Source organism: Pseudoxanthomonas sp. LjRoot143, from assembly GCF_964252945.1.
In the GTDB taxonomy this organism is placed as follows: Bacteria; Pseudomonadota; Gammaproteobacteria; order Xanthomonadales; family Xanthomonadaceae; genus Pseudoxanthomonas_A.
Window position 1 is genome coordinate 315630 of record NZ_CAXUPM020000001.1, and the last position, 23988, is coordinate 339617.

Below are 23988 nucleotides of genomic sequence, written 5' to 3' on the forward strand. Positions count from 1 at the left end.
GTGAGGGAAACAAGTTATGTCTATGCTCAGTAAATTGGTGGTGATGGGTTTTACAGCCGTTGCTCTGGCCGCTTGCGACGGCACGACTCCTGCTCCGGAGAGTCAGGAGTCGGCTCCCGCAAGCGCGCCAGTTACGGCGGAACAAGTAACGGCTACGGTGGCGGTGGAGCCTACGCAGCAGAATATGCTTGGAAGCTACGTCGGCACCCTGCCTTGTGGTGACTGCAAGGGAGTGAACACCAAGCTGGAGCTTTTGGGGGATGGTACGTATACGCTCAGCGAGGTTTATGACGGAAAAGTCGGTGATGGTAGTGTGCTGGATAGCACTGGCCGATGGAGTGCAGACTTCGCAAGTAGGCGTCTCACTCTGGATCCGGCGGCACAAGCTTGGGAGGATCGGTACTTCGAGGTTCTTTCGGCAGGTCACATCAGACCGCTGGACGCCACAGGGAAAGCATACTCGATAGATGGCACCAATGATCTTCGGGTTGGCAACTGACTGACGGCGCAGCTTTTCATGCTGGGGTTGCAAAAGCGGCCTCTACTAAGCTAGTCGACGAGCACAGGTGCGTGCTGGGCGACAGCAAACTATTGTAAGACCGGCGATCGACGGTAGGACCAGTTGCGCATTACTTGGCTGGGGTACTTTTACTGCTTTGGTGCAATGAATATGGCGTTGGCGCAGAAACTCTTACCTTTCCAAGACAAGAACGTTCCATATCTCGACGCGATCCGGGGCGTCGCGGTGCTTTTCATTCTCATCAGGCATGCGTGGGGACTTTCGGGCTCTCCGCCACTGTCGCTTGGCGTTGCTGATTTGACGCCGTACATGGTGATGATGTCCTCCGGTGTAGATCTGTTCTTCGTGCTTAGCGGCATGTTGCTTTCTGCGCGCTTTCTCAAGAACGACGCGATTGGTCGGCCTGCACCCAGCGTTACCCACTACATGCGTGCACGAATCCTTCGCATCGGCCCACCATACTGGGTCGTGCTCTTTCTCGTCGTACTGCTATACACCCCGAACTACATAGACAATGCGCGCGTTTGGAGCGAGTGGGGTGCGGCAAACTTTGTGGCGCACGCCACTTTCATGCAGACCGCATTCATTTGGTCCTTTGGCACCTACGGTGTGGCCTCGCCGTTCTGGACCTTGACGATTGAAATGATGTTCTACATGGCACTGCCCTTCGTGATACCAGCGTTCTATAAGGGGCGCTGGTGGCAGGGGCTAGTAATCGCTGTCGCGATAAGTTTTTCTTGGCTTTATTTGGCCAGAAACAGCATGGCCGGCCTGGTTGGATTTATCGGCGAGCACGACTTTGGCCTTCCTTTCAATCACGAGGTCATCAGGTTCAATCTCAGCCATCAAATCCTTAGTTATCTTCCTCATTTTGCCGTCGGCTGCTCCATCAGCGTCATTCTTCAGCATTACAAAGGGTGCGCCATGTCCTCGGAGCGTTTCGGGTTGGTGTACTTCGCGGTAGGAGTTGCCATCGTTGTTGCGACGATGAAGTTCCTTGGAGATATCTCGCTGCGAAACGGGTTCGCAAACCCGCTACAGTACATATTGAACACGTCGCGCGACGCTCGTGCCTACTACTACCTCGAATCCATACCTTTTGCGTTCGGATACGGATTGATTCTATTGGGCGCATCCCTGGCCTCAGCGAGGCTTAAAGAACGGCTGTCCGCGCTTCCTCTGCTTTGTATGGCGGGAGTGCTGGGTTACTCGATCTATCTAATCCATATGCCGTTGCTGTATACGATAAGGGAGCACGCGTGGTTGGCGGCCGATCCGAGGCCGTACTGGAAGTTCCTGAAGATGCTCTTCTTCGGAGGAGGGGTGATCTTCATGTGTTCCCTTGGTTTGTTTTACGCGATAGAACGGCCATCCATGCTGCTAGCCAACCGTGCCAGTTCCATCAGGGATGCGGTTAAGGATGAAGTGTCCTAGTTGGACCTGCCTGCATCCTGCGGGCAAGATCTAGCATCCGCACGATCAGCAGGATGTCAATGCGATGGCTTCGAAGAAGGTTGGGAGTCGGCCAGAGTTCAGTAGATACTCAGTCATCGCTTTGCCCATGGTGCCTTTCAAACTCTACCGGTGGTAGTCCGCCAGCGGAGCTATGCGGCCGCATGAGGTTGTAGGGCATTTCGATGTAGTCGACATGTCCGATGGTGCTGTGGCTCGTGTCGAGTAGATCCGCCGCTTGATCCGCTCCTCCTTCAATACGCTGAAGAAACTCTCGGCCACTGTGTTGTCGTGACAGTTTCCTCGACGACTCACGCTCTGCACCATACGATGCGCTCTCCGGGGCGGCGGCCAGAGTCGCTGCTGGTGAATCGGCAGCCTTGGTGGGAATCCGCCATTACGCCAGGACCGGGCTTACGCCGCCGGGCGGCTGCCGCCAACGCCTGCAGCACCAGATCGTTGGTCATTTTCGGCGCGGTGACCAAGCCGGCGATCTGGCGCCAGTACAGATCTATCGGCGCCGTCAGAAACAGCCGGCCCTCATAGATCCGAACCTAGTGATGTCCGTGACCTAGTCCTTCTGGCGCCTCTGGCGCGGTGCCCCGGTTGAGCGCGTTGGCTATCGTGCCCCCAGGGTCTCGGGGTGACGTGGCTTGCGGCAGTAGCCGACCTGGGCTCACAGGCCTTCGGCTTTCATCCGCCGCAAGACGCAGTGTCTGCTACGATGCTCGCCGGCCTCGCGCAAGTCTAAACTGAGCTTGTGATAACCGTGCATCGTACCGTTGGCCAGCCAGTGGTGCTTGCTCAGTGCCGGCAACGTTGGTCCTCGCGCTTGCAGGTGCTGGCGCCATCGCGCCACCGCACGCAGTGGCCGCTACGTGTGCACGCCCAGCAGCCGATACATTGCCACCGGCCGGAACTGACGTGCGTATTCGCGCATGAACGCGTGCTTTGCCCGGACCTCTCGGCAAGGTGCGTGGCGGCTTTCTTAGGGTGTCGCGATCCTCGGTCGGTCGCCGCAGCTCTGCTTTGAGCCGGCGGATCTCGACCGAGTCACTCGGCACAGCCGTCGCGTCGGGGAGGGTGCCTCCTGGCCAACCGTACGACGTGTGCTTGGGGGGCTGATTCGACCGAACGCATTCACCACCGTGAAGCCGCGTTCGATCACCTGCTTTACCGCTTCGGTTAGGTTCTCACCCCTGTACTGCTTATTGTTGCCCAGCAACACCTAAGTCGTTGTCATGAACTGTGGCGCCCAAATGTTTACTAAGGGCGGGCTGTTCCAGCGAGAAAACCCCACTTCTGATGGCGGCTGATGGGCGCGGGATCATCCTGGTAGCTCGATCCAAAAAAAAGCCCCAGCATCAGGCTGGGGCTTTTGTGGCGAGTAAGACGGGCGGAGTTAGCGAACCATAGTCCAGCCGCTCGCGTACCCCCCCGCCGTAAAGCGGTTGTAGTTGCCACCCGTACTAAACAGGATCTGTGCACTCTGATTCGAAGAACACATCAGGCCAATGTCGCCGAAACCATCCCCATTGTAGTCACCAAAGGATTTTGGGGTGCAATCGACGGGGATCAGGTGCAGGAAGCTACTCGTGACCAACGTGCCATTCATTACCCAAGTATTAATTAGGCCAGTCGAAGGCTGATGCCAAACAAGATCATACTTTCCATCATTGTTTGCATCGATAGTTCCTACCAGATTCCAGCCCGCATTGGCGGTGCCTACCTTGTACTGCGCGAAACCGTTTGTCACGCCAAACAAAACATAGACGCTGCTGTCTGTGCAGCTTAGGGCAACATCGTCTTTCGCGTCGCCATTGATATCGCCCATTCCGCTCACGCTACAAGAACCTTGAACGGCTCTGTTGAAGCTCGAAAGCACGGTGGAGTCGCGCATGTGCCAAACGTTTACATTCGTGACGCCGCCGGAGCTTTGCCTCCAGATGATGTCGTCGTAACCGTCGCCATTAATATCTGCAGTACCTACGATCTCCCATCCGGCGACAAAGGCTCCCGCAACTTGCCGGCTGTATCCAGAAGGCGTGCTCAACCATACGTGTACGCGTGAATCTCCTGAGCACGTTAGGACAACATCGGAGAGCGAATCAGCATTGAAATCTCCAAATGCGCGCGGCGTGCAGGTGGAAGAAGCGGAATCTATGGTGGACCCGGTCACCATGTTGCCGTTCATCAGCCACGCATTTAATGTGCCGGAGGATTGATTAAACCAGTGAATGTCGCTGCGGCCATCGCCGTTGCGGTCAGCTCGTACCTTGTCGAAGCCAACCACCGTGGCCCGGAACGTTGCAACCACCGGGATCGTCTGGTTCAGGCTGCGCGCATTGTCCTCGCTGTTGGCGACGCCGCACGGCAGATTCGACGAGGCGCCGCAGGTGCTCTTCAGCGGCGTCGAGAAGATGCGGTGCGCGATCTGACCCGTGTCGCCGTACGCCATCACGGTGTAGAAATTGCCGGCCGCCGCCGCCGTCTTGTAACCGAAGGAGTAGGCGTAGCGACCATACTGCAGTGCGCCGCCCGTCGTCGTCGAGTTGGCGCGGTCGTGCGCCGAGCCCATCAGGTGCGCGGCTTCGTGCACCAGCGTTTCGTCGGCGCAGTAGTAGGTCTTGCCGTCGGTACCGGTGTCGAAACCATCGCTGATCACCGCGTAACCCCATGCCGCGTCCGCGGCGGTGATGGCAGTCTGGTTCGCACCGTTCAGCCATGCGATGCCGCAACCTTCGTTCTCCGGCGTGTTGAACTTGCGCACCAGCACGGCGATATCGGCACCGTACTGGTCACGCGCCGCGCGGAGAGGCGCCAGGCTTGCGGGAACGGTGACGGGGGAGCTGCCCGTACTACCGGTCAGCTCCTGGAGGGCCGTCTGATTGGTATTGGTATTGGTGTAACTGACCTGCAGGGCATTCACGATGCGCAGGTAGCCGTTGATGTCACTGTTTGCGAAGGCCTGGTTGCCCACCTGCACCAGAAAGACCAGTCGCGTCGCGGCACCGGAAGCGCCGCCATTGGCGGTGGCGAACTCGGGCGTGTAGCCGACCGCGACATCGATCGTATTGGCTGCGCTCGGCGGCGCGGCCTGTGCGACGGCCGTCGCACCCTGGCTCACCTGAGCGGACTGGCTGACAGCGGCCGCCATGGACGAGCGCAGGGTGGCGGCCTCGGGAATCATCACGTCTTCGTGGCCCTTCGTCGCCGACACCACTTTGGAGGGGTCGGTCTGGACGGCGAACACGGTGCCGTTGCGGGTCTGCAGGCTCAGGGCCGGCTTGCCGTTGGCTTGGGGAATCGAGCCGAACACGGCTTTCTCGCCGAACGTGATGATGGCCTCCTGCATCTGATCGCCGCCAACCACACGGCCGATCCACGTCCAGTTGCCGTCGATCTCCTCGACGTGGCGCTCGTAACGCAACTTGACTTGGCTGCCGTCCGGCGATGGCACGGTCATTTCACCGGTGGCGATGCCCTTGAAAGCATGGGCCTCGCTGATGGCGGTCGGGAACCAGGTGTAGGCACCCTCCTGCTTGGTAGGTACCGCCTTGTTGGGATACGCCAGCAGCGCACCGCGATCAGGTGCATTCGCGATGGACGCGCCGATGGCGCGGGCCAGCGGGAGCGTCGACAGGCTGCCGACCGGCTTGCTGGCGGCAACGCCGCGCATTCCTGCCACGCCGGATTCGGAACCTTCCCCGCTGCACCCGGCCAAAACCAACATCAAGGCGCAAGCGCCAACCCGGAGTTTCATACGTACGCCTCTGAGAAAAAACGGATAGAGCCCCTGAACCGACACTATAGCCCAGCCGCTGGACTACAAATAGCCAACAGGTTCCCCTCTCCGCCTTATCGGCCGGGAAACGTACAGCTGAAAGTCAGGCGTGCGGCACGGCGCACGGCAAGCGGACTTGCGTCACGACCTGCAGTGCTCAGGCGGCCTTGAACGGGACGCCCGTCTTGGTTGCCAGCTCCGCTTCGGTCACGCCATCGGCCATTTCCACGAGTACGAGCCCCGCCGAAGTGACATCGAAGATGGCCAGGTCCGTGATGATCCTGTCAACGACGCCCACACCGGTCAGCGGCAGATCGCATTGGGGCAGGATCTTGTGGCTGCCGTCCTTCGCCACGTGCTCCATCAGCACGACGATGCGCTTGACGCCCGCCACCAGGTCCATGGCGCCGCCCATGCCCTTGACCATCTTGCCGGGCACCATCCAGTTCGCCAGGTCGCCCTGGTCGGTCACCTGCATGGCACCCAGTACGGCCAGGTCGATATGCCCGCCGCGGATCATGGCGAAGGAGTCGTGGCTGCCGAAGTAGCTGGCGCCTGCGCGGGCGGTGACGGTCTGCTTGCCGGCATTGATCAGGTCGGCGTCGACCTCGTCTTCGGTCGGGAACGGGCCGATGCCGAGCAGGCCGTTCTCCGACTGCAGCCAAACGTCGACGCCGGCGGGAATGTGGTTGGCCACCAGGGTCGGCAGGCCGATGCCCAGGTTGACGTAGGCGCCATCGGTCAGTTCGCGGGCGGCGCGTTGCGCCATCTCATCGCGGGTCCAGGGCATCACTTGTCTCCTTGGCGGACGGTGCGCTGCTCGATGCGCTTCTCGGGGGTCGGGTTGTGGACGATGCGGTCCACATAGATGCCGGGCAGGTGCACATGGTCGGGATCGATCTCGCCGACTTCCACGACCTCCTCGACTTCCGCGATGCAGACCTTGCCGGCCATGGCGCAGGCCGGGTTGAAGTTGCGCGCCGTCTTGCGGAAGACCAGGTTGCCGGCCCTGTCGGCCTTCCAAGCCTTCACCAGCGACACATCGGCGCTGAGGGCGGTTTCCATGACGTACCAGTGCTCGCCGAACTGGCGGGTCTCCTTGCCATCGGCGACGACGGTGCCGTAGCCCGTACGGGTGAAGAAGGCCGGGATCCCGGCACCGCCAGCGCGCAGGCGTTCGGCCAGCGTGCCCTGCGGATTGAACTCCAGTTCCAGCTCGCCGGACAGGAATTGCCGTTCGAACTCCTTGTTCTCGCCCACATAGGACGAAATCATCTTCTTGATCTGCCGGGTCTCCAGCAGCAGACCCAAGCCGAAGCCATCCACGCCGGCATTGTTGGAAATGGCGGTCAGGCCCTTGGCGCCGCCGTCGCGCAAGGCGCCGATCAACGCTTCCGGGATGCCGCACAGGCCGAAACCGCCGACCGCCAGCGTCTGGCCATCCGCCACGACGCCCTTCAGCGCATCCGCCGCGCTGGGATAGAGCTTCTGCTTGCCTCCGGAGCCGGGGTTACCCGCCATGGCGCGATCCATCCTGATGAGGAAAGGCAGCATTCTAACCAGCGCTCTCGGACGGACACAGGTACTTTCGGGCAATGGGAATCGCGTGCGGGGCGTGCGCGCCCACGTACACTTGCCGGCATGAAGACCCTTGCCCTCGTCACGGCCGTGGCCGCTTCCGGCCACGATGACGATCTCGCGCCGCTGCTCGACACCTGTGCCGAGGCCGGCCTGCATGCCCGTGCCGTGGCCTGGGACGACCCGACGGTCAGCTGGGGACGGTTCGATGCGGCGCTGCTGCGTTCGCCCTGGGACTACACGGAACGACTGCCGGAGTTCCTGGCCTGGTGCACCCAGGTCGACCGGGTGACCGAACTGCTGAACCCCCTCAACGTGGTGCGCTGGAATACCGACAAGCACTACCTGGCGGATCTCGCCACCGTCGGCATCCCGGTGGTACCCACGCATTTCGTGGAGCCGGATGCCGAGCCGATGGAAGCGCTGGCCGCGTTCCTGGCCGCTTTCGACACGGCCGAGTTCGTGGTCAAGCCGACAGTCAGTGCCGGCGCTCGCGACACCCAGAGGTACGGTCGCGACCAGCAGTTCGCCGCCGGCAACCATGTCGCCCGGCTGCTCGACCGGGAACGCAGCGTGATGCTGCAACCCTATCTCGCCTCGGTCGATCGATATGGCGAGACCGCACTGCTTTACTTCGATGGACAGTTCAGCCATGCCATCCGCAAGTCCGCCCAACTCGCGCCGGGCGAAGGTGCGCGGCAGGCGCCGATGGCGTCAGGTGGCATCGCGACCGGCAGTGCCACCTCCGCCGAACAGGCGCTGGCGGAGCGGGTGCTGGCCGCCACCGCGCGCTTGAGGCAGCTGGAAGCTCCGTTGGCGTACGCCCGCATCGACCTGCTGGCGGGGGCGGAAGGCGAGCCTCGCCTGCTGGAACTCGAACTCACCGAGCCCTCCCTGTTCTTCGCCCAGGCGCCCGGCAGCGCCACGCGGTTTGCCGGCCTGCTGGCGGCACGCCTGGCAGACGGTACCGTACGGGCTCGCATGGACCCGGCCTGAGGGCTAAAATCGGCGTTCTGCCCTCGGTCTGCCGCCGCGACCGGGCCTCACCGCTCCTACAGGAATTCCCGCAGGATGAAGATTCTCGTCGCCTACAAGCGCGTGGTGGACTACAACGTCCGCATCCAGGTCAAGCCGGACGGGTCCGGCGTGGTCACCGACGGCGTCAAGCTGTCGCCCAATCCCTTCGACGAAATCGCATTGGAAGAAGCCCTGCGCCTGCGCGACAAGGGCATCGCCACCGAGGTCGTGGTCGCCACCATCGCACCGGCCGATGCCCAGGCCCACCTGCGCAACGGATTGGCCATGGGCGCCAATCGCGCCGTCCATGTGGTCACCGACCAGGCCATCCAGCCGCTGACCGCCGCCCGCACCCTGCTCAAACTGGTCGAAAAGGAATCGCCCGACCTGGTGATTCTCGGCAAGCAGGCCATCGACGACGACGCCAACCAGACCGGCCAGATGCTGGCCACGCTGTGGGGCCGCCCGCAGGCCACCTTCGCCAGCAAGCTCGAGGTGGCCGACGGCAAGGCCACGGTGACGCGCGAAGTCGACGCCGGTCTGGAAACGCTGGAAGTCGACCTGCCGGCCGTGGTCACCACCGACCTGCGCCTCAACGAGCCGCGCTTCATCAAGCTGCCGGACATCATGAAGGCCAAGAGCAAGCCGCTGGAAACGCTGCAGCTGGCCGACCTGGGCGTCGATGCCGCCGACACCCACAAGACCACCCACTATGCCCCGCCTGCCAAGCGCAGCAAGGGCGTCATGGTGAAGGACGCGGCCGAACTGGTCGCCGCACTCAAGCAGAAGGGGTTGCTGTAATGGCCAAGGTTCTCGTCATCGCTGAACACCTGGACGGCAAGCTCAACGCCTCCACCGCCAAGACCGTCAGTGCCGCCGCTGCTGTCGGCGCGGAAGCCATCGATGTGGTCGTGCTGGCCGCCGATCCGGCGACCGTCGCTGCTGACGCCGCACAGATCGCAGGCGTCACGAAGGTGCTGGCCGTTGCGAATGCGGCCAACGCGAATGCCATCGCGCAAGTGCTGGCGCCGCAGATCGCGGCGCTGGCCGCCGGCTACACGCACGTGTTCGCCCCGTCGACCACCTTCGGCAAGGACCTGCTGCCGTGCGTCGCCGCCCTGCTCGGCGTCAACCAGGTCTCCGACCTGATGGCCGTGGACGGCCCGCATACCTTCAAGCGCCCGATCTACGCCGGCAACGCGATCATCACGGTCGACGTCCCTGCCGACCAGACCGTAGTCGCCACCGTGCGTACTGCGTCCTGGCAGGAAGCCGCCAAGGGCGGCAGCGCGACCGTCGAAGCCGCGAACGTGGACGCGACGCTGCCGACGCACACCCGCTACGTGGGCCTGGCCGCCGGCAAGTCCGATCGCCCCGACCTGCAGAGCGCCAAGCGCGTCGTTTCCGGCGGCCGCGGCGTTGGGTCGGCCGAGAACTTCAAGGTCATCTACGCCCTGGCCGACAAGCTGGGCGCCGCCGTCGGTGCTTCGCGTGCCGCGGTAGACGCCGGCTACGTGCCGAACGAGCTGCAGGTCGGCCAGACCGGCAAGATCATCGCCCCCGAGCTGTACGTCGCCGTCGGCATCTCTGGCGCCATCCAGCACCTGACCGGCATCAAGGACGCCGGCACGATCGTCGCCATCAACAAGGACGGCGAAGCACCGATCTTCGAGATCGCGGATATCGGGCTGGTAGGCGATTTGTTCGCCTTGCTGCCGGAACTCGAAGCGGCTATCGGCTGAAGGAATACCGGAAAGGATTCGCATGGCACTCGCCTGTTTCAAAGCCTACGACATCCGCGGCCGAGTGCCGGATGAGCTGAACGCTGCGCTCGCACGGAGAATCGGCATGGGCATGTCGATGCTTGTCGGACCAGGTCCGGTGGTGCTCGGACGCGATGTGCGCCTGAGCAGCCCCGAGCTGCAATCGGCATTGGCCGAAGGCTTCATGCATGCGGGCCGTGACGTCATCGACATCGGGCTGTGTGGTACCGAGGAGGTCTACTTCCAGACCTTCCATCGCGGAGCCGCCGGCGGAGTGATGGTGACCGCCAGCCACAACCCCATGGATTACAACGGCATGAAGCTGGTGCGGGAGGGTGCTCGCCCGATCAGTGGCGACAGCGGTCTGTTCGGAATCCGTGATTTCGCGGCCAGCGGGGAAGAGTTGGCGGAAGTGCAGGGCGGTAGTTGCATCCATGCGCCGGACAAATCGGCTTTCATCCAGCATCTGCTGGGCTATGTCGACCGGAATGGATTGAAGCCGCTGAAGATTGTCGTCAACGCCGGGAACGGCGGAGCCGGCATGATCGTCGATCTTCTCGCGCCGCACCTCCCGTTCGAGTTCATCCGGATACAGCATGAGCCCGACGGAACCTTCCCTCACGGAATCCCGAATCCGCTGCTTCCCGGAAAACGCGCGGCGACCGCCGATGCGGTACGCGAGCACAGTGCGGACTTCGGCTTGGCGTGGGATGGCGACTTCGATCGTTGCTTCTTTTTCGACGACCGGGGCGACTTCATCGAGGGCTATTACTTGGTGGGCTTGCTGGCGCAGTGCCTGCTCGCCCGCGAACCTGCGGGACGCGTGATCCACGACCCCAGGCTGACCTGGAACACCGTGGACATGGTCCAGGCCGCCGGCGGCGTACCGGTCATGAGCAAGACGGGGCACGCCTTCATCAAGGAGCGCATGCGCGCCGAGGATGCGATCTACGGCGGAGAGATGAGCGCTCATCACTATTTCCGCGACTTCGCATACTGCGATTCGGGGATGATTCCATGGCTGCTCGTAGCCGCGCTCGTCTCCTCCAGTGGAAGGCCGCTCTCGGCGCTTGTCGCAGACCGGATACGTAGCTTCCCGTGCAGCGGTGAGATCAATTTCCGCGTCAGCGATGCGGGCGCGGTGACGAAGGAGGTCCTGGCGCACTACACGTCCTCTTCTTCGACCATCGATCACACAGATGGCGTCAGCGCCGATTTCGGTACCTGGCGGTTCAATCTGAGAAGCTCCAATACCGAACCGTTGATGCGATTGAATGTGGAAGCCCGGGGGGACGCGGACCTTCTCGCCAGGCGCACCGATGAGCTCACGACCTTGATCGGCGGTCAGCGTTTGTCGGACTGAGGGCGCGGGGTGTCAGGTTTTTGAGTGGTCGTCCGCGGCGCGTGATCGTGTGTCGCCAGGCCGGCCACTGCATGCGGTGCCGGTAGGGCGGTGCGCTGGTTCAGCCTCGTTCGGCAAAGCGATAGGGAGCGGACGACATCGAGGGAGGCGCCGACTCTTCCGTGGTGTACCCGCTATCGCGGACGCACAGCCCGAAAACGCGTTCGATCGCATGGGCCAGGGTGCCGTCCAACTGACCGCGTTCATCCTCGAAGTCGCTTGGCGACAGGTCCGCATCGAGCAGGGGGCGCAGGCTCTCGAGCCGGACCCAGAACATGCTTCCTGAAACGAATGTCTCTTCCATGAGGTCGGGAGTCGCCACTCCGATCCGCTGCAAGAGCCGCCGCACCCTGTCCTCGTTCGCGCCCCAGTAATAGCTCATCGGCTGGGTGTGGCCGACTGGAGCGACGAGTCCGAGTCCCGGCCGCGCATCGAACGTCGCGCCGAGCCGGGAGCCGTTGCCATCGGCAACGAGTGCGTTCAACAGGTCATTGCGCCAGATGTCGCCATCCTGGCGATGAGGAGATCGCTTGGTGTGCAGTTTCAACACCACCTCGACGCCCTCGCTGAGCAGGTGATGGGCGGCGGTCAGGAACGGCAGGATGTCCCTGCCCCGGTTCTCCACGACGAGAAGGCGGTGCTCCATGCCACGTGCTTCCAGCGTCGAACGGACACTTTCGGCCAGTTCCCGCGTGGTCGTCACCGTCAGCCTCCAGTGACTGTCCTGAGCGGATAGGCGTTCCAGCATGTCCTCGAACACATCCACGTACCACACATGCAGCACGACATCGCGCCATTTCTCTGCATTGACCGCGCGATCCGGGGCGGCAGCGGCCTTGATGGCGTCGCGGGTTGCCTGCAGGTAGGCGAAGCCATGCCGCGCCGTGGGCTCCAGTACCGCGCCTTCGGCCCATTCGTTCCAGGCATTCACGAAAACGAAGCCCATGTCGCACGCGTTGGCCTGTTGAATGGACTGGATGAGGGCATCGCGATAACGACGGGGTGCCGAATGGATGAAGGTACGTCCGGCGCCCGGTCGACGTGCCTCGTTGTCCCAGCAGGGATTGACCGCAATGTGCAGCGGATACTCCGCGGTACGCTGACGTTCGAAATGCGATGCCCACATCTCGCGCCAATCCAGTACTTTTCCCTCGTAGGCGGGGTTGATGAGTCCGACGTCGGCCGTGATCTCCCTGGGCTGGCTCTGATTGGGCGGAAATGCAACGGCGGAATCCAACCCGAAGTCACGAGGCTTTGCCGAATCGAAACTCTGGGCGTAAGCAAGGTGGATTTCGCCGACGCCGTTCTGGAGGCACCACGCGCGCCAGCGCGATGCGCTGGCACGCATGTCGGGCAGAAGTCCCGGCCTGTAGACCATCAGCACCGGCTTGCCGTCGATGCGCAGATAGCGGGGGTCACGCATGTACTCGGCAACATGCGCGATGAATGCGAAATCATCGTCGTCGCTGTGGGCTTGATCCAGGAGCAACTCACCACCACGGCCATCCCAGGTGCGGGTCCACTTCTCGTTGGCCCAGCACAGGCAGAACTTGAGGTCGATCGTCTTGTCGTTGAGCCAGTTGCGCAACGGGGTTTCGAGCAGGGTCTTGCCGCCGAACCAGTAGAAATAAAAGCAGAACGCGCTGATGCCGTACTCGCGGGCGAGTCGTGCCTGTTCGTGCATGACCTCGACGTTGCGCAGATCGTAGAAGCCGAGTTCGCCGGGCAGTTTCGGCTGGTCGTGGCCCTCGAACTGCGGGAGAGCGCGGGTGACGTTTCGCCACTCGGTGAAGCCCTTGCCCCACCAGGCGTCGTTCTCGGGAATCGTGTGGAACTGCGGCAGGTAGAACGCGACCAGCGTGGCGGGTAGCGGGTCCGGGAGTTCACCCTTTTCGTAGGGCACGTAGCCGATAGCGCGCTCGTCAGAGCGCACGTAAGGACGACGGGGCAGGTCGCCAGTCGGCGCCTGTCCTTTCGGCCCTTCCGGAACCCAGTGTCCCTTCGTATCCAGAAATCGTTCGCGCAACCGGTCACGCGTGCCCTGCGGCATCGGCGTCAGGCGGAAAGCGGTCCGCAACGCGTAGAACAGCGAGGTGCGCAGGCGGCGGGACAGGGGATTCGCCACGGAACTCCTACAGGTTCTGGTAGTTCGGCCCCGAACCGCCTTCCGGCGTCACCCAGTCGATGATCTGGTAGGGGTCCTTGATGTCGCAGGTCTTGCAGTGCACGCAGTTGGCGGCATTGATCTGCAGGCGCTTGCCATCGCCGTCGTCGACGATCTCGTAGACACCGGCCGGGCAGAAGCGCGTGCAGGGATTGTCGTACTCGTCGGCGCAGCGGCTGACGCAGACGGAGGTGTCGTGCACGCGCAGGTGCACGGGCTGGTCTTCGTCGTGCTCGGTGGCGGCGAAGTAGACGCCCTGCAGGCGGTCGCGCGGGGCCAGCGTGCGGTCCACGTAATCGCGCTTGGGCGCTTCCTGCTCGCCGACCTTGTCGATCGACGACCAGTCCGGCTTCACTTTCAGTGTCCACGGCGAGAGGCCGCCGGTGACGGTTTCCCAGGCGGCATTGGCCATGCCGAACCACAGGCCCTTCTTGAAGCCGGGCTTGATGTTGCGCACGGACTTCAGTTCGGCCATCGCGTCTGAGGCGCGAAGCTTCGCATCGAAACCTTCGGGCGCGAGCTGCGACGACACCAGGTGCTCGGCGGCCAGCATGCCACTGCGGATCGCCTGGTGGGTGCCCTTGATCTTCGGCACGTTGAGCAGACCGGCGGTATCGCCGATCAGCAGGGCGCCTGGCATTTCGACCTTCGGCAGCGACTGCCAGCCGCCGGTGACGATGGCGCGCGCGCCGGCGGACAGGATGTTGCCGCCTTCCAGGACCGGCTTGATCAGCGGGTGGTTCTTCCATTGCTGGAAGGCTTCCCACGGTTTGTACTCCGGATCCTTGTAATCCAGGCCGCTGACGTAGCCCAGCGCGATCTGGTTGTTCTCCAGGTGGTACAGGAAGCTGCCGCCGTAGATGTCGTTGCTGGCCGGCCAGCCGAGAGTGTGCACGATCTTGCCGGGTGTTACGCGGCCTTCCGGCACCTGCCACAGTTCCTTGATACCGATCGAATACGCTTGCGGGTCGCTGTCCTTGTCCAGTGCGAAGCGCTTCACCAGCCGCTTGGTCAGGTGGCCGCGCGCACCCTCGGCGAGCACGGTGACCTTGGCGCGGATGTCAATGCCTTGCGTGTAACCAGGCTTGTGGCTGCCGTCCTTCGCGATGCCCATGTCGCCGATGCGCACGCCGATGACCGTGCCGTCGTCGTCGTGCAGGGTCTCGGAGGCGGCGAAACCCGGATAGATCTCCACACCCAGCGCTTCGGCCTGCGGCGCCAGCCAGGCGCACATCGCACCGAGCGACACGATGAAGTTGCCGTGGTTGCGCATGCCGGGCGGCACAATCGGGAACTTGTGGCCGCCGTCCCTGCTGAAGAACCAGAACTCATCGTCCCTGGCCGGGACGCAGATGGGCGGCGGATTGTCGCGCCAGCCGGGCAGCAGCGCGTCGAGCGGCTGCGGCTCGATCACCGCGCCGGACAGGATGTGCGCACCGATGGTGCTCGCCTTCTCGATCACGCAGACCGAGATCTCTGGGTTCAGCTGCTTGAGCCGGATCGCGAACGCGAGGCCCGACGGCCCCGCGCCGACGGTCACGACGTCGTACTCCATCACATCGCGTTCGACATCGGACATCGGGCTCGGCTCCAGCATGGCGTTAGGCTCCCGGTATTTTCGGGGTTTGCGCGGGGCGGGGCAAATCCGCGAGCATCACCGGGATGACCATACCGTTGCCGTTCACCGGGGATGGAGCTGATGCCGCGCTTCCCGGTGCAACGCTGCTCTATCGGCCCGCCTGGCTACCGCTCGCGCAGGCGGACGCACTGTTCGAGGATCTCGGGCAGGCGCTTCCCTGGAGCGTGCATCGCATCCGGATGTTCGGCCGACACGTCGATTCGCCGAGATTGAGCGCGTGGATCGGCGATGCGGCTGCGGTGTACCGCTACTCGGGCACCGATTTCCTGCCGCACCCGTGGAATGATCCTTTGTCGTCCCTGCGCGAGCGCCTGCAGAACGAACTGGGAGTGCCGTTCAACAGCGTGCTGGCGAACCTCTATCGCCATGGTCGCGATGCGATGGGGTGGCACAGCGACGATGAGCCGGAGCTCGGTCCGCAGCCCGTGATCGCCTCGATCAGTCTGGGCGGCGTGCGCCGTTTCGTGCTCAGGCACCGGCAGGACCCGGCGCTGCGCTCTGCGCTCGAACTGCCGCATGGCAGCCTGCTGGTGATGGCGGGCGACACACAGCGGTGTTACCGCCACGCGTTGCCGCGCACGGCGAAACCCGTGGCGCCGCGGATCAACCTGACGTTCCGCTGGATCGATCCGTCGCGCCGGCGCTGAAGTGCGTCAGCGAACCGCTTTCGGATCGCTGTTGCCGGACAGCAGCGTCCAGCCGACGATGTCGCCGGTGGCCGCTTCCAGCGCCTGTTCGAATGCTGCCGCCACCTGCGCCACGTCGACGCCGGTCGCGGGCTTCTGCTGCAGGAACGTCCGCGATGCGACCACGCGCTGGTCGCGGTTGTTGACCAGCTTGGCGTTCACTTCGACCACGGCGGACGGCAAGGCATTGCCGGCGTAGTCGGCCTCGAACCGGCGCAGGTCCATGACCAGCTTGTAGTCGCCCAGGATGCCGGCGTCCGCACTGGCGACGGCGGGGATGCGCGCCGAGTCTTCCAGCGTGCGCTGCACGGCATCCTGCAGGATGTCGGTGGCCGGTTGCGCCCACGACACACCGCGGTAGACCTGCAATTCGCCTGGCGTCGGGCGCACCGAAATGCGCGGACTGTCGATCACGCGCGCGGCGGTGGGCTTGGCGATGACCAGCGTCCAGCCGACGGCAGGCCAGTCGGTGCGCGCGGGCACGCGCACATCGGGCGCGTAGATGGTCACCGGATCGCGCTGTTCGCTGCCGAGGATCGAGCAGCCAGCCAGCATGAGGACGAAGGGAAGGGCGAAGGAGAGGCGCAGCGGCTTCATTTCGGATCGAACTCCTTGGGTGCGTCGCGGCCGAGCAGGTAACGCGCGGGATTGCCTTCGAGGCGGTCGCTGACCCGGCGCAGGTCCCGCACCAGGCCGCGCAGTTCGGTCAGCGTGGGGCCCAACTGGCCCAGGCCATCGTTGGCGAAGCTGCTGATCGCGGCGCGGTTCTCGCCGAGGATCGCATCGGCGTTGCCGGCCGCGGAATCCAGCTTCGACAGTGTCCTGTCCAGCTTGTCGAGGATGCCCGGCAGTTCGCGTACCAGGTTCTGGTCGAGCCGCTCGATGGTGCCGTTCGTGGTGGTGAGGGTCTTGTCCAGATTCTGCGCGGCGTCGCGCGCGCTGGTGATCAGCGATTCCAGCCCGTCCTCACGACTGGCCAGCGAGGTGCTCATCGACTCCAGGTTCTCGAGCGTGGCGGTGATGCTGGCGACGTTCTTGTCGCTGAGCACCTGGTCCAGCCGCTCGACGATGCGGTTGGCGGTGTCGGTGATGTTCTGCAGCGCCGAAGGTGCGGTCTGGATCACCGGGGCGTCGCGCCTGTCCACGCTGGTGAGCGTGGGCGCTTGGGGCGTGCCGCCGCTCAGCTGGATGATGGTGGGGCCGGTCAGGCTGGTGATCGCCAGCTTCGCACGGGTATCGGTCTTCACCGGCGTGTACGACTCCACGCGGATGCGTGCGATCACCTGGCGCGGATCGTTCGGGGCCAGCGACAGCTTGGTGATGGAGCCCACCGCGATGCCGTTGTACTGCACCGGGCTGCCGACCGACAGGCCGGTGACCGCTTCGCGGAACACCACCTGGTACTCCTGCCAGGTGCGTTCGGAGGAGTACTTCGCCGCCCACAGGCCGAACAGCAGGAGCGCCGCGGCGATGATGAGGGTGAAGGCCCCGATGAGGACGTAGTTGGCGCGTGTTTCCATGGATCAGACCGCCGTTTGCGAAGAGAGGGGCCCGGAGGCCTGCGGGTCGTTGCGCGCGGCGCGCGCGCGGGGACCGTGGAAATACTCCTGTACCCACGGGTGGTCGAAACGCTCCACCTCCTGCAGCGGCGCCACCGTGATCACCCGCTGGTCGGCCAGCACGGCGACGCGGTCGCAGATCGCGTAGAGCGTGTCCAGGTCGTGGGTGATCAGGAACACGGTAAGTCCGAGCGCTTCCTGCAGCGTCTTGATCAGCCGGTCGAACGCGGCCGCGCCGATCGGATCGAGGCCGGCCGTGGGCTCGTCGAGGAACAGCAGCGGCGGATCCAGCGCCAGTGCCCGTGCCAGGCCCGCGCGCTTGCGCATGCCGCCGGACAGTTGCGATGGCAGCTTGTTGATCGCATCGGCAGGCAGGCCCGCCAGCTTGACCTTCAGCAGGGCAAGTTCGTAGCGCCAGCTGTCGGGCAGTTCCGGATGGTGTTCCTTCAGGGGGACCTGCACGTTCTCGCCGACGGTCAACGATGAGAACAGGGCGCCGTCCTGGAACAGCACGCCGGTGTTGCGCTCGATGTGCTGGCGCGCGGCGGGATCTTCCGAGCGCGCGTCCTCGCCGAGCACGGTGATCTGACCTTCGTTCGGCTGGCGCAGGCCGAGGATCGAACGCATCAGCACCGATTTTCCGGTGCCCGAGCCGCCGACCACGCCGATGATCTCGCCACGGCGGACGTCCAGGTCGAGATCTTCGTGCACCGTCTGTTCGCCGAAGCGGTTGACGAGTCCGCGCACCTGGATGATGGGAGTGTCGTCGGCCATGCTCACCAGTCCATGTGCATGAACCACAACGCGGCCAGCGCGTCGAGGATGATGACCAGCGAGATCGTCTGCACCACGCTGGAGGTGGTGCGCTCGCCAACGGACTGCGCCGTGCCTTCCACCTGCAGACCCTCCAGGCAACCGATCAGGCCGATCACCAGCGCGAATATCGGCGCCTTCGACATGCCCACCAGGAAGTGCGTCACCTCGATGGTGTCATGCATGCGCGCGATGTACATCTGCGGCGGAATGCCCAGGTCGAACGCGCCGACGGTGACGCCACCGGCCAGGCCGGCCATCATCGAGATGAAGGTCAGCAGCGGCAGCATCACCAGCAGCGCAAGCAGGCGCGGGATCACCAGCAGGTCGATCGGGTCCAGGCCCAGCGTGCGGATGGCATCGATCTCCTCGCGGCTCTTCATCGCGCCGATCTGCGCGGTGAACGCGGAGGCGGTGCGGCCGGCCAGCACGATGGCGGTCATCAGCACCGCGAACTCGCGCAGGAAGGCGATGCTGACCAGTTCCACCACGTAGATCTCCGCGCCGAAGTCGCGCAGCACGGTGGAACCGAGGAAGGCGATCACCGCACCCACCATGTACGACAGCAGGATCACCAGCGGCACGGCATCCAGGCCCACGGCCTCCATGTGCGCCACGGTGGCCGTGGCGCGGAAGCGGCGCGGTTCCTTCACCATGCGCACCAGTTTCACCAGGTTCTCGCCGGTGAAACTCAGCAGCGCGACGATCTCCTGCCCGTTCTCGTGCACGCGATAGCCGAGGCGCGACAGCGCGGCGAGCACGCCATAGTCGCGCTTGCGCGGCGGACGGTCGTCGGCGACGTCTTCGATGGTGCTGACCAGGGCCTGGTGGTCCTGGCGGAGTTCGATATCGGACGGGTCCATGCCGCGACGCTTGGCGAAGCGCAGCAACTGCAGCACGCCGGCAGAATCGATACGGTTGATCGCGGTCGCGTCGAGCCGGTTCACGGCGTCGGGCAAGGACTTCAACTGGTCGGCCACGGTCAGCGCGCTGGCGAGCGTCCAGTCGCCCGCCAGCCGCACCCGCTGAGGGTCGGAAGGATCTGCTTCGTACTGCGGGCGGGCAGGGGTGGGGGTCATGGCGTCGCTCGGCCAAGGAGCATACAGGCTATCCCGCTGAACGTTAGCAGCACGCCGACAAAGGCACGGCGACCCAGCGGCTCGCGCAGCCAGAGCGCGGCCAGCACCACCAGGAACACCGAAGCGCACTCGTTGAGGATCGCCGCCACCGACGCGCTGGTGTACTTGTAGCCACCCAGCCACAGCACCATGGACAGGCCCTGTCCGACCAGTGCGGCGAACACCAGCCGATGCCAGGGCACATCCCGGGCGATGAAATGCATGCGCTTGCGCATGGCCGGCAGGGTGGCCAGCAGCAACAGGCCGGCGACCGCGCCGACCAGGCGCAGCAGCGTCACCCACAGCAGCGGCTGCGTTTCCAGCGTGCGCTTGACCATGACGATGGCCACGGCCATCAATGCGATCGCGAGCAGGCCGAGCAGCACGCCGCGTGCGGTGTGTTGCGGATGCGTGCGCCATTCGCCGGGCGGGCGGCTGACCAGCAGCACGCCCATCGCCACCAGCGCGAAGCCCACCCACTGCGCCCCGCCCAGGCGCTCATCGAGGAAAACGAAGCCCAGCAGCAGCACCAGCGGGCTGTACAGATTGCCGATGATGCCCATGCGACCCGCGCCGAGCTCGTTGAGCGCGCGGAAGTACAGCGTGTCCGCCAGCGCGATACCGATGACGCCGCTGGCCAGCACGATCGCGACATCGCGCGCGGGCAGCACCGGCCATTCGCCGGCGTAGACGAGCAGTGCCGCTGGAGCGAGCACGGCCAGCACCAGCCCGTTCTTCAACAGGTTGAGCGCCAGTGGCGGCAGGTACGCGCCGAGCTGGCGCGCCAGGATCACGCCGACCGCCCACGCGGCCGCGCTGCCCAGTGCCATGGCTTCGCCGATCCCCACCGTGCCCCCTGCCCGCATCGTCCGCGCACAGTGTAAGCGGGCCGGCATGAAGCCACCGTGCGCCACCTTGGGCGATACTGTGCCGATGGCCGACGACATGCTGACCACTGCCACCTATGCCCAGCGCATCGCTTTCGTCTGCGAGATCGCCGGCCGCCTGCACAGCTACGGCACCACCGCGCAGCGACTGGAAGGCACAGTGGTGGGCCTGTCCCAGCGCCTGGGGCTGGACTGCGAGCCGTGGTCGAACCCGACGGGGCTGATCCTCAGTTTCAGCGATCCGGCGCGACCGCTGGGTGCGAGCGACAGCACGCGCGTGATCCGGCTGGCGCCGGGCGAGACCGACCTGCACAAGCTCAGCGAAGCCGACCGCATCGCCGATGCCGTCTCGGCCGGCCAGATGAGCATCGCCCAGGGACACACGGCCTTGCGCGCGCTGGACCGCACACCGAGCGTGCGCTGGCGCGCGATGCAGATCTTCGCGTCGGGCCTGGCCGCCGCCGCGGTAGCCGGCCTGTGGCGGCTGCCGTGGCTGGACATGGCGACGGCGGGCCTGATCGGCGTGATCATCGGCGTGCTGGGCGAGCTGATCGCGCGTCGGCCGAAGATGAAGGAGGCCAGCGACGCGATCTCCGCGCTGGTCGCCGGTTTCGTGGCGATCCTGGTGGCGAACTTCATCGCACCGCTGAACCTCAACACGGTGATCATCGCCTCGCTGATCGTGCTGCTGCCCGGCATGGCGCTGACCAACGCGGTGAACGAACTGACCAGCCAGCATCTGGTATCCGGCGTTGCGCGCTTCGCCGGCGCGCTGGCGACGGTGCTGAAGCTGACGGTGGGCAGCATGATCGCGGTGACGCTGGCGCAGCTGATGGGGCTGTACCCGGACGTGCGTGCGTCGCGGCCGCAGCCGGAATGGGTGGAGTGGAGCGCGATGATCGTGGCGGCCTATGCGTTCGCCGTGCTGTTCAAGGCGCATCGCCGCGACTATTTCTGGGTGATGGCCGCGGCGATCGCCGGCTACAGCATTTCGCGTTACGCGGGGCAGGCCTGGGGCAGCCCCGTGGGTATCTTCCTGTCGGCGCTGACACTGACCGCAGCGGGCAATGCGTTCGCGCGCTGGGCCAACCGACCGGGTGCGCTGATCCGCGTTCCCGGCATCCTGATGCTGGTGCCCGGCAGTACCAGCCTGCGCGGGCTGCTGACCCTGGTGCAGCAGCAGGACGTGGGTGTAGGCCAATCCGCGTTGCTCGCGGTCACCAACGTGGTGATGGCGCTGGTCGCCGGCCTGCTGTTCGGCAACCTGCTGATCTCCTCGCGCAAGAATCTCTGAGCCGCGCAAAACGAAACGGGAGGCCGAGGCCTCCCGTTCCTTCGCTCATGCCGACGGCGATTACTTCTTCTTGATCAGGAAGTCTTCCGCCTTCTTGCCCTTGGCGACCAGGGCGGCCATCCAGCGCGGATGCTTGCCGCGGCCGGTCCAGGTTTCCTTCGGATTGGCCGGATTGCGGTACTTCGGCGCGACCTTGCCGAGTTTCTTGCCGGCGCGCGGGCCGGGCTTTGCGGCGGTCTTGGCGGTCGTGCGCGTCCCCGGCGTGCCGAACAGTTCCTCCAGCGTATAACCCTCGGCCTTCGCGAACTTGGTGATCTTGCCGCGGACCGTGGCGATGGGGGTGCGCTTGGCCAGCTTGGTCTGCTGTTCCTTGGCCTTGGCGATCAGGGTGCCAAGCTGTTTGGCGGACAGGTTACGCAGGTCGATCGACATCAGTATCTCCAGTCAGGAAGGGAAACGCCCGTCCATGGCAGAGACACGATGATAATGACGACTTAATCGCGGCACAAACCAGCAGGAGGCGTGGACACGTGACCGCGCCCACGCATTTGCGCACGGATCGACGATCGCGTCAGCCGCGCAGGCGTGCCAGCAGTTCGTCGCGACCGATGTTCTCGGCCTCGTCCGCACGTCGCGCGCGATACTCGAACGTGCCGGCGGCCAGGCCGCGCTCGGATACCACGACGCGATGCGGAATGCCGATGAGTTCGATGTCGGCGAACATCGCGCCCGGACGCAGGCCGCGGTCATCGAGCACCGCTTCGATGCCCGCGGACTGCAGTTCCTGCAGCAGTTGCTCGGCGGCCGCGCTTACGGCGCCGTCGTTCTTGGGGTTGATCACGCAGACGGCCACGGTCCACGGCGCCATCGGGACGGGCCAGATGATGCCGTTGGCATCGTGGTTCTGTTCGATGGCGGCGGCGACGATGCGCGACACGCCGATGCCATAGCAGCCCATCGCCGGCGTGGTGGCCTTGCCGCTGTCGTCCAGCACGGTGAACTTCATCGCCTCGCTGTACTTGCGGCCGAGCTGGAACACGTGGCCCACCTCGATGCCGCGGACCAGGCGGATCTCGCCGCCATCGGCCGCCCTGTCGCCTTCCACCACGTTGCGGATGTCGGCAATGGTCTCGGGCTCGGGCAGGTCGCGGCCCCAATTGACGCCGGCAAGGTGGAAACCGGCCTCGTTGGCGCCGACGACGAAGTCCGCCATCGCCGCGACGTCGCGGTCGGCGATCACGCGGATCGCCTGCTTCGCGCCGATCGGGCCGAGGAAGCCCGGTTCGCTGCCGAGATGGGCGAGGATTTCCGCTTCCGTCGCCAAGCGGTACTCGGCCATGCCGGCGATCTTGCCCAGCTTGATTTCATTGACGGCATGGTCGCCGCGCACCAGCGCCAGCACGAAGCCGCCGTCGGTCATCACCGCGATCGACTTCACCGTACGTTGCAGCGGGATGCCGAGCAGGGCGGCGACGTCTTCGCACGTCTTCTGCGTGGGCGTGGCGACCTTGTTCACCGTCTCCGACGCCGCCGGACGCGGACCGGGCTCGCCGGCCTGCGCCTTCTCGACGTTGGCGGCGTAGTCCGAGCCGGTGGAGAACGCGATGGAGTCCTCGCCGGACTCGGCCAGCACGTGGAATTCCTGCGAAGCATCGCCACCGATGGCGCCGCTGTCGGCCTGCACGGCACGGAAGTCCAGGCCCAGGCGGGTGAAGATGCGCGTGTACGCCGCATGCATGTTGCGGTACTCGCGTGCCAGGTCCTCGTCGGTGATGTGGAAGGAGTAGGCATCCTTCATCACGAATTCGCGCGCGCGCATCACGCCGAAGCGCGGACGGATCTCGTCGCGGAACTTGGTCTGGATCTGGTAGAAATTGACCGGCAGCTGCTTGTAGCTGGCCAGCTCCTGGCGCGCGAAGTCGGTGACGGCTTCCTCCGCGGTCGGGCTGTAGCAGAACTGCTGCTCCTTGCGGTCGGTGATCTTGAGCAGCTGGCCGCCGAACTTCTCCCAGCGCCCGGTTTCGTCCCAGAGCTCGCGCGGCTGGATGGTGGGCATGATCATTTCGATCGCGCCCGCGTTGTCCATCTCCTCGCGCACCACCGTTTCCACCTTGCGCAGCACGCGCAGGCCCAGCGGCGACCAGGTGTACAGGCCGGCGGCCAGCTTGCGGATCATGCCGGCGCGCAGCATCAGCTGGTGGCTGACGAGTTCGGCGTCGGCCGGGGTTTCCTTGGTGGTGCGGAGGTGGAACTGCGACAGACGCATCGGCATGGGGATCCGGGAGGGACGAATCGACTATTTTGCCAGCCTT

19 protein-coding genes and 2 pseudogenes are annotated in these 23988 nt (G+C 64.6%); 8 read left to right on the forward strand and 13 right to left on the reverse strand.

The features are described from left to right. The first annotated feature begins 16 nt into the window (after positions 1 to 16). On the forward strand, positions 17 to 499 hold the full coding sequence (locus ACSQ1W_RS01470; protein ID WP_436041387.1) for a copper resistance protein NlpE N-terminal domain-containing protein: 483 nt from the start codon (positions 17 to 19) through the stop codon (positions 497 to 499). 177 nt (positions 500 to 676) lie between these two features. Then, entirely contained in the window at positions 677 to 1954 is a 1278-nt protein-coding gene (locus tag ACSQ1W_RS01475) for an acyltransferase family protein (protein WP_436041388.1), read from the forward strand. 109 nt (positions 1955 to 2063) lie between these two features. Here the strand turns inward: ACSQ1W_RS01475 and ACSQ1W_RS01480 are convergent. The 4 genes and pseudogenes from ACSQ1W_RS01480 to ACSQ1W_RS01495 all read right to left on the reverse strand — a co-directional run bounded on the left by ACSQ1W_RS01480 (position 2064) and on the right by ACSQ1W_RS01495 (position 7277). Then, positions 2064 to 3194, reverse strand: a pseudogene (locus ACSQ1W_RS01480) (IS3 family transposase). A 180-nt stretch (positions 3195 to 3374) separates the two neighbouring features. Next, positions 3375 to 5735, reverse strand: coding sequence for a reprolysin-like metallopeptidase (locus tag ACSQ1W_RS01485; RefSeq protein ID WP_436041389.1), 2361 nt, complete (start codon positions 5733 to 5735; stop codon positions 3375 to 3377). Positions 5736 to 5913: 178 nt separating this feature from the next. After that, complete coding sequence (locus tag ACSQ1W_RS01490) at positions 5914 to 6546, reverse strand: CoA transferase subunit B (protein WP_436041390.1); 633 nt, start codon at positions 6544 to 6546, stop codon at positions 5914 to 5916. Beyond that, complete coding sequence (locus tag ACSQ1W_RS01495) at positions 6546 to 7277, reverse strand: CoA transferase subunit A (protein WP_436041391.1); 732 nt, start codon at positions 7275 to 7277, stop codon at positions 6546 to 6548. The genes ACSQ1W_RS01490 and ACSQ1W_RS01495 overlap by 1 nt, the downstream gene beginning before the upstream one ends. Positions 7278 to 7397: 120 nt before the next feature. Here ACSQ1W_RS01495 and ACSQ1W_RS01500 point away from each other — a divergent pair, with 120 nt between their 5' ends. The 4 genes from ACSQ1W_RS01500 to ACSQ1W_RS01515 all read left to right on the forward strand — a co-directional run bounded on the left by ACSQ1W_RS01500 (position 7398) and on the right by ACSQ1W_RS01515 (position 11477). Further along, a complete protein-coding gene (locus ACSQ1W_RS01500) occupies positions 7398 to 8330 on the forward strand; it encodes an ATP-grasp domain-containing protein (protein WP_436041392.1) in 933 nt (310 codons plus the stop codon). Between the two features lie 75 nt (positions 8331 to 8405). Next, positions 8406 to 9152: an electron transfer flavoprotein subunit beta/FixA family protein gene (locus tag ACSQ1W_RS01505; RefSeq protein WP_436041393.1), complete on the forward strand. Its 747-nt coding sequence runs from the start codon at positions 8406 to 8408 to the stop codon at positions 9150 to 9152. Beyond that, positions 9152 to 10093 carry an electron transfer flavoprotein subunit alpha/FixB family protein gene (locus tag ACSQ1W_RS01510; protein WP_436041394.1) on the forward strand — a complete coding sequence of 314 codons (942 nt, stop codon included), beginning with the start codon at positions 9152 to 9154 and terminating at the stop codon, positions 10091 to 10093. The genes ACSQ1W_RS01505 and ACSQ1W_RS01510 overlap by 1 nt, the downstream gene beginning before the upstream one ends. Positions 10094 to 10115: 22 nt before the next feature. Then, complete coding sequence (locus ACSQ1W_RS01515; protein ID WP_436041395.1) at positions 10116 to 11477, forward strand: phosphomannomutase; 1362 nt, start codon at positions 10116 to 10118, stop codon at positions 11475 to 11477. Positions 11478 to 11577: 100 nt separating this feature from the next. Here ACSQ1W_RS01515 and ACSQ1W_RS01520 read toward each other — a convergent pair whose 3' ends face one another. Together ACSQ1W_RS01520 and ACSQ1W_RS01525 are read right to left on the reverse strand one after the other, a co-directional pair. Beyond that, entirely contained in the window at positions 11578 to 13641 is a 2064-nt protein-coding gene (locus tag ACSQ1W_RS01520; protein WP_436041396.1) for a glycoside hydrolase family 99-like domain-containing protein, read from the reverse strand. Positions 13642 to 13648: 7 nt separating this feature from the next. Beyond that, positions 13649 to 15277, reverse strand: coding sequence for an electron transfer flavoprotein-ubiquinone oxidoreductase (locus tag ACSQ1W_RS01525; protein ID WP_436041397.1), 1629 nt, complete (start codon positions 15275 to 15277; stop codon positions 13649 to 13651). Between the two features lie 65 nt (positions 15278 to 15342). Between ACSQ1W_RS01525 and ACSQ1W_RS01530 the strand changes: the two genes are divergently transcribed. Continuing rightward, complete coding sequence (locus tag ACSQ1W_RS01530; RefSeq protein ID WP_436041398.1) at positions 15343 to 15966, forward strand: alpha-ketoglutarate-dependent dioxygenase AlkB family protein; 624 nt, start codon at positions 15343 to 15345, stop codon at positions 15964 to 15966. Positions 15967 to 15972: 6 nt separating this feature from the next. Here ACSQ1W_RS01530 and ACSQ1W_RS01535 read toward each other — a convergent pair whose 3' ends face one another. The 5 genes from ACSQ1W_RS01535 to ACSQ1W_RS01555 are packed head-to-tail and all read right to left on the reverse strand — an operon-like array spanning position 15973 to position 20325. After that, complete coding sequence (locus tag ACSQ1W_RS01535; protein ID WP_436041399.1) at positions 15973 to 16602, reverse strand: ABC-type transport auxiliary lipoprotein family protein; 630 nt, start codon at positions 16600 to 16602, stop codon at positions 15973 to 15975. Continuing rightward, on the reverse strand, positions 16599 to 17525 hold the full coding sequence (locus ACSQ1W_RS01540) for an MlaD family protein (protein WP_436041400.1): 927 nt from the start codon (positions 17523 to 17525) through the stop codon (positions 16599 to 16601). Before ACSQ1W_RS01540 ends, ACSQ1W_RS01535 begins: the two co-directional genes overlap by 4 nt. A 3-nt stretch (positions 17526 to 17528) precedes the next feature. Beyond that, positions 17529 to 18338 (reverse strand): ABC transporter ATP-binding protein, encoded by an 810-nt coding sequence (locus ACSQ1W_RS01545; protein WP_192270466.1) that lies wholly within the window; start codon positions 18336 to 18338, stop codon positions 17529 to 17531. A gap of 2 nt (positions 18339 to 18340) precedes the next feature. Beyond that, positions 18341 to 19456 (reverse strand): ABC transporter permease, encoded by a 1116-nt coding sequence (locus ACSQ1W_RS01550; RefSeq protein WP_436041401.1) that lies wholly within the window; start codon positions 19454 to 19456, stop codon positions 18341 to 18343. Continuing rightward, on the reverse strand, positions 19453 to 20325 hold the full coding sequence (locus ACSQ1W_RS01555; RefSeq protein ID WP_192270461.1) for a DMT family transporter: 873 nt from the start codon (positions 20323 to 20325) through the stop codon (positions 19453 to 19455). Before ACSQ1W_RS01555 ends, ACSQ1W_RS01550 begins: the two co-directional genes overlap by 4 nt. Before the next feature lie 103 nt (positions 20326 to 20428). Between ACSQ1W_RS01555 and ACSQ1W_RS01560 the strand changes: the two genes are divergently transcribed. Continuing rightward, the gene (locus ACSQ1W_RS01560) at positions 20429 to 21676 is read left to right on the forward strand and encodes a threonine/serine ThrE exporter family protein (protein WP_192271365.1); all 1248 of its coding nucleotides are present in this window, start codon (positions 20429 to 20431) and stop codon (positions 21674 to 21676) included. A 66-nt stretch (positions 21677 to 21742) separates the two neighbouring features. Here the strand turns inward: ACSQ1W_RS01560 and ACSQ1W_RS01565 are convergent. Beyond that, positions 21743 to 22108 (reverse strand): annotated as a pseudogene (locus ACSQ1W_RS01565) (H-NS histone family protein); the annotation flags it as partial. Positions 22109 to 22247: 139 nt separating this feature from the next. Next, entirely contained in the window at positions 22248 to 23942 is a 1695-nt protein-coding gene (locus tag ACSQ1W_RS01570) for a proline--tRNA ligase (protein ID WP_436046044.1), read from the reverse strand. Positions 23943 to 23988 lie beyond the last annotated feature (46 nt).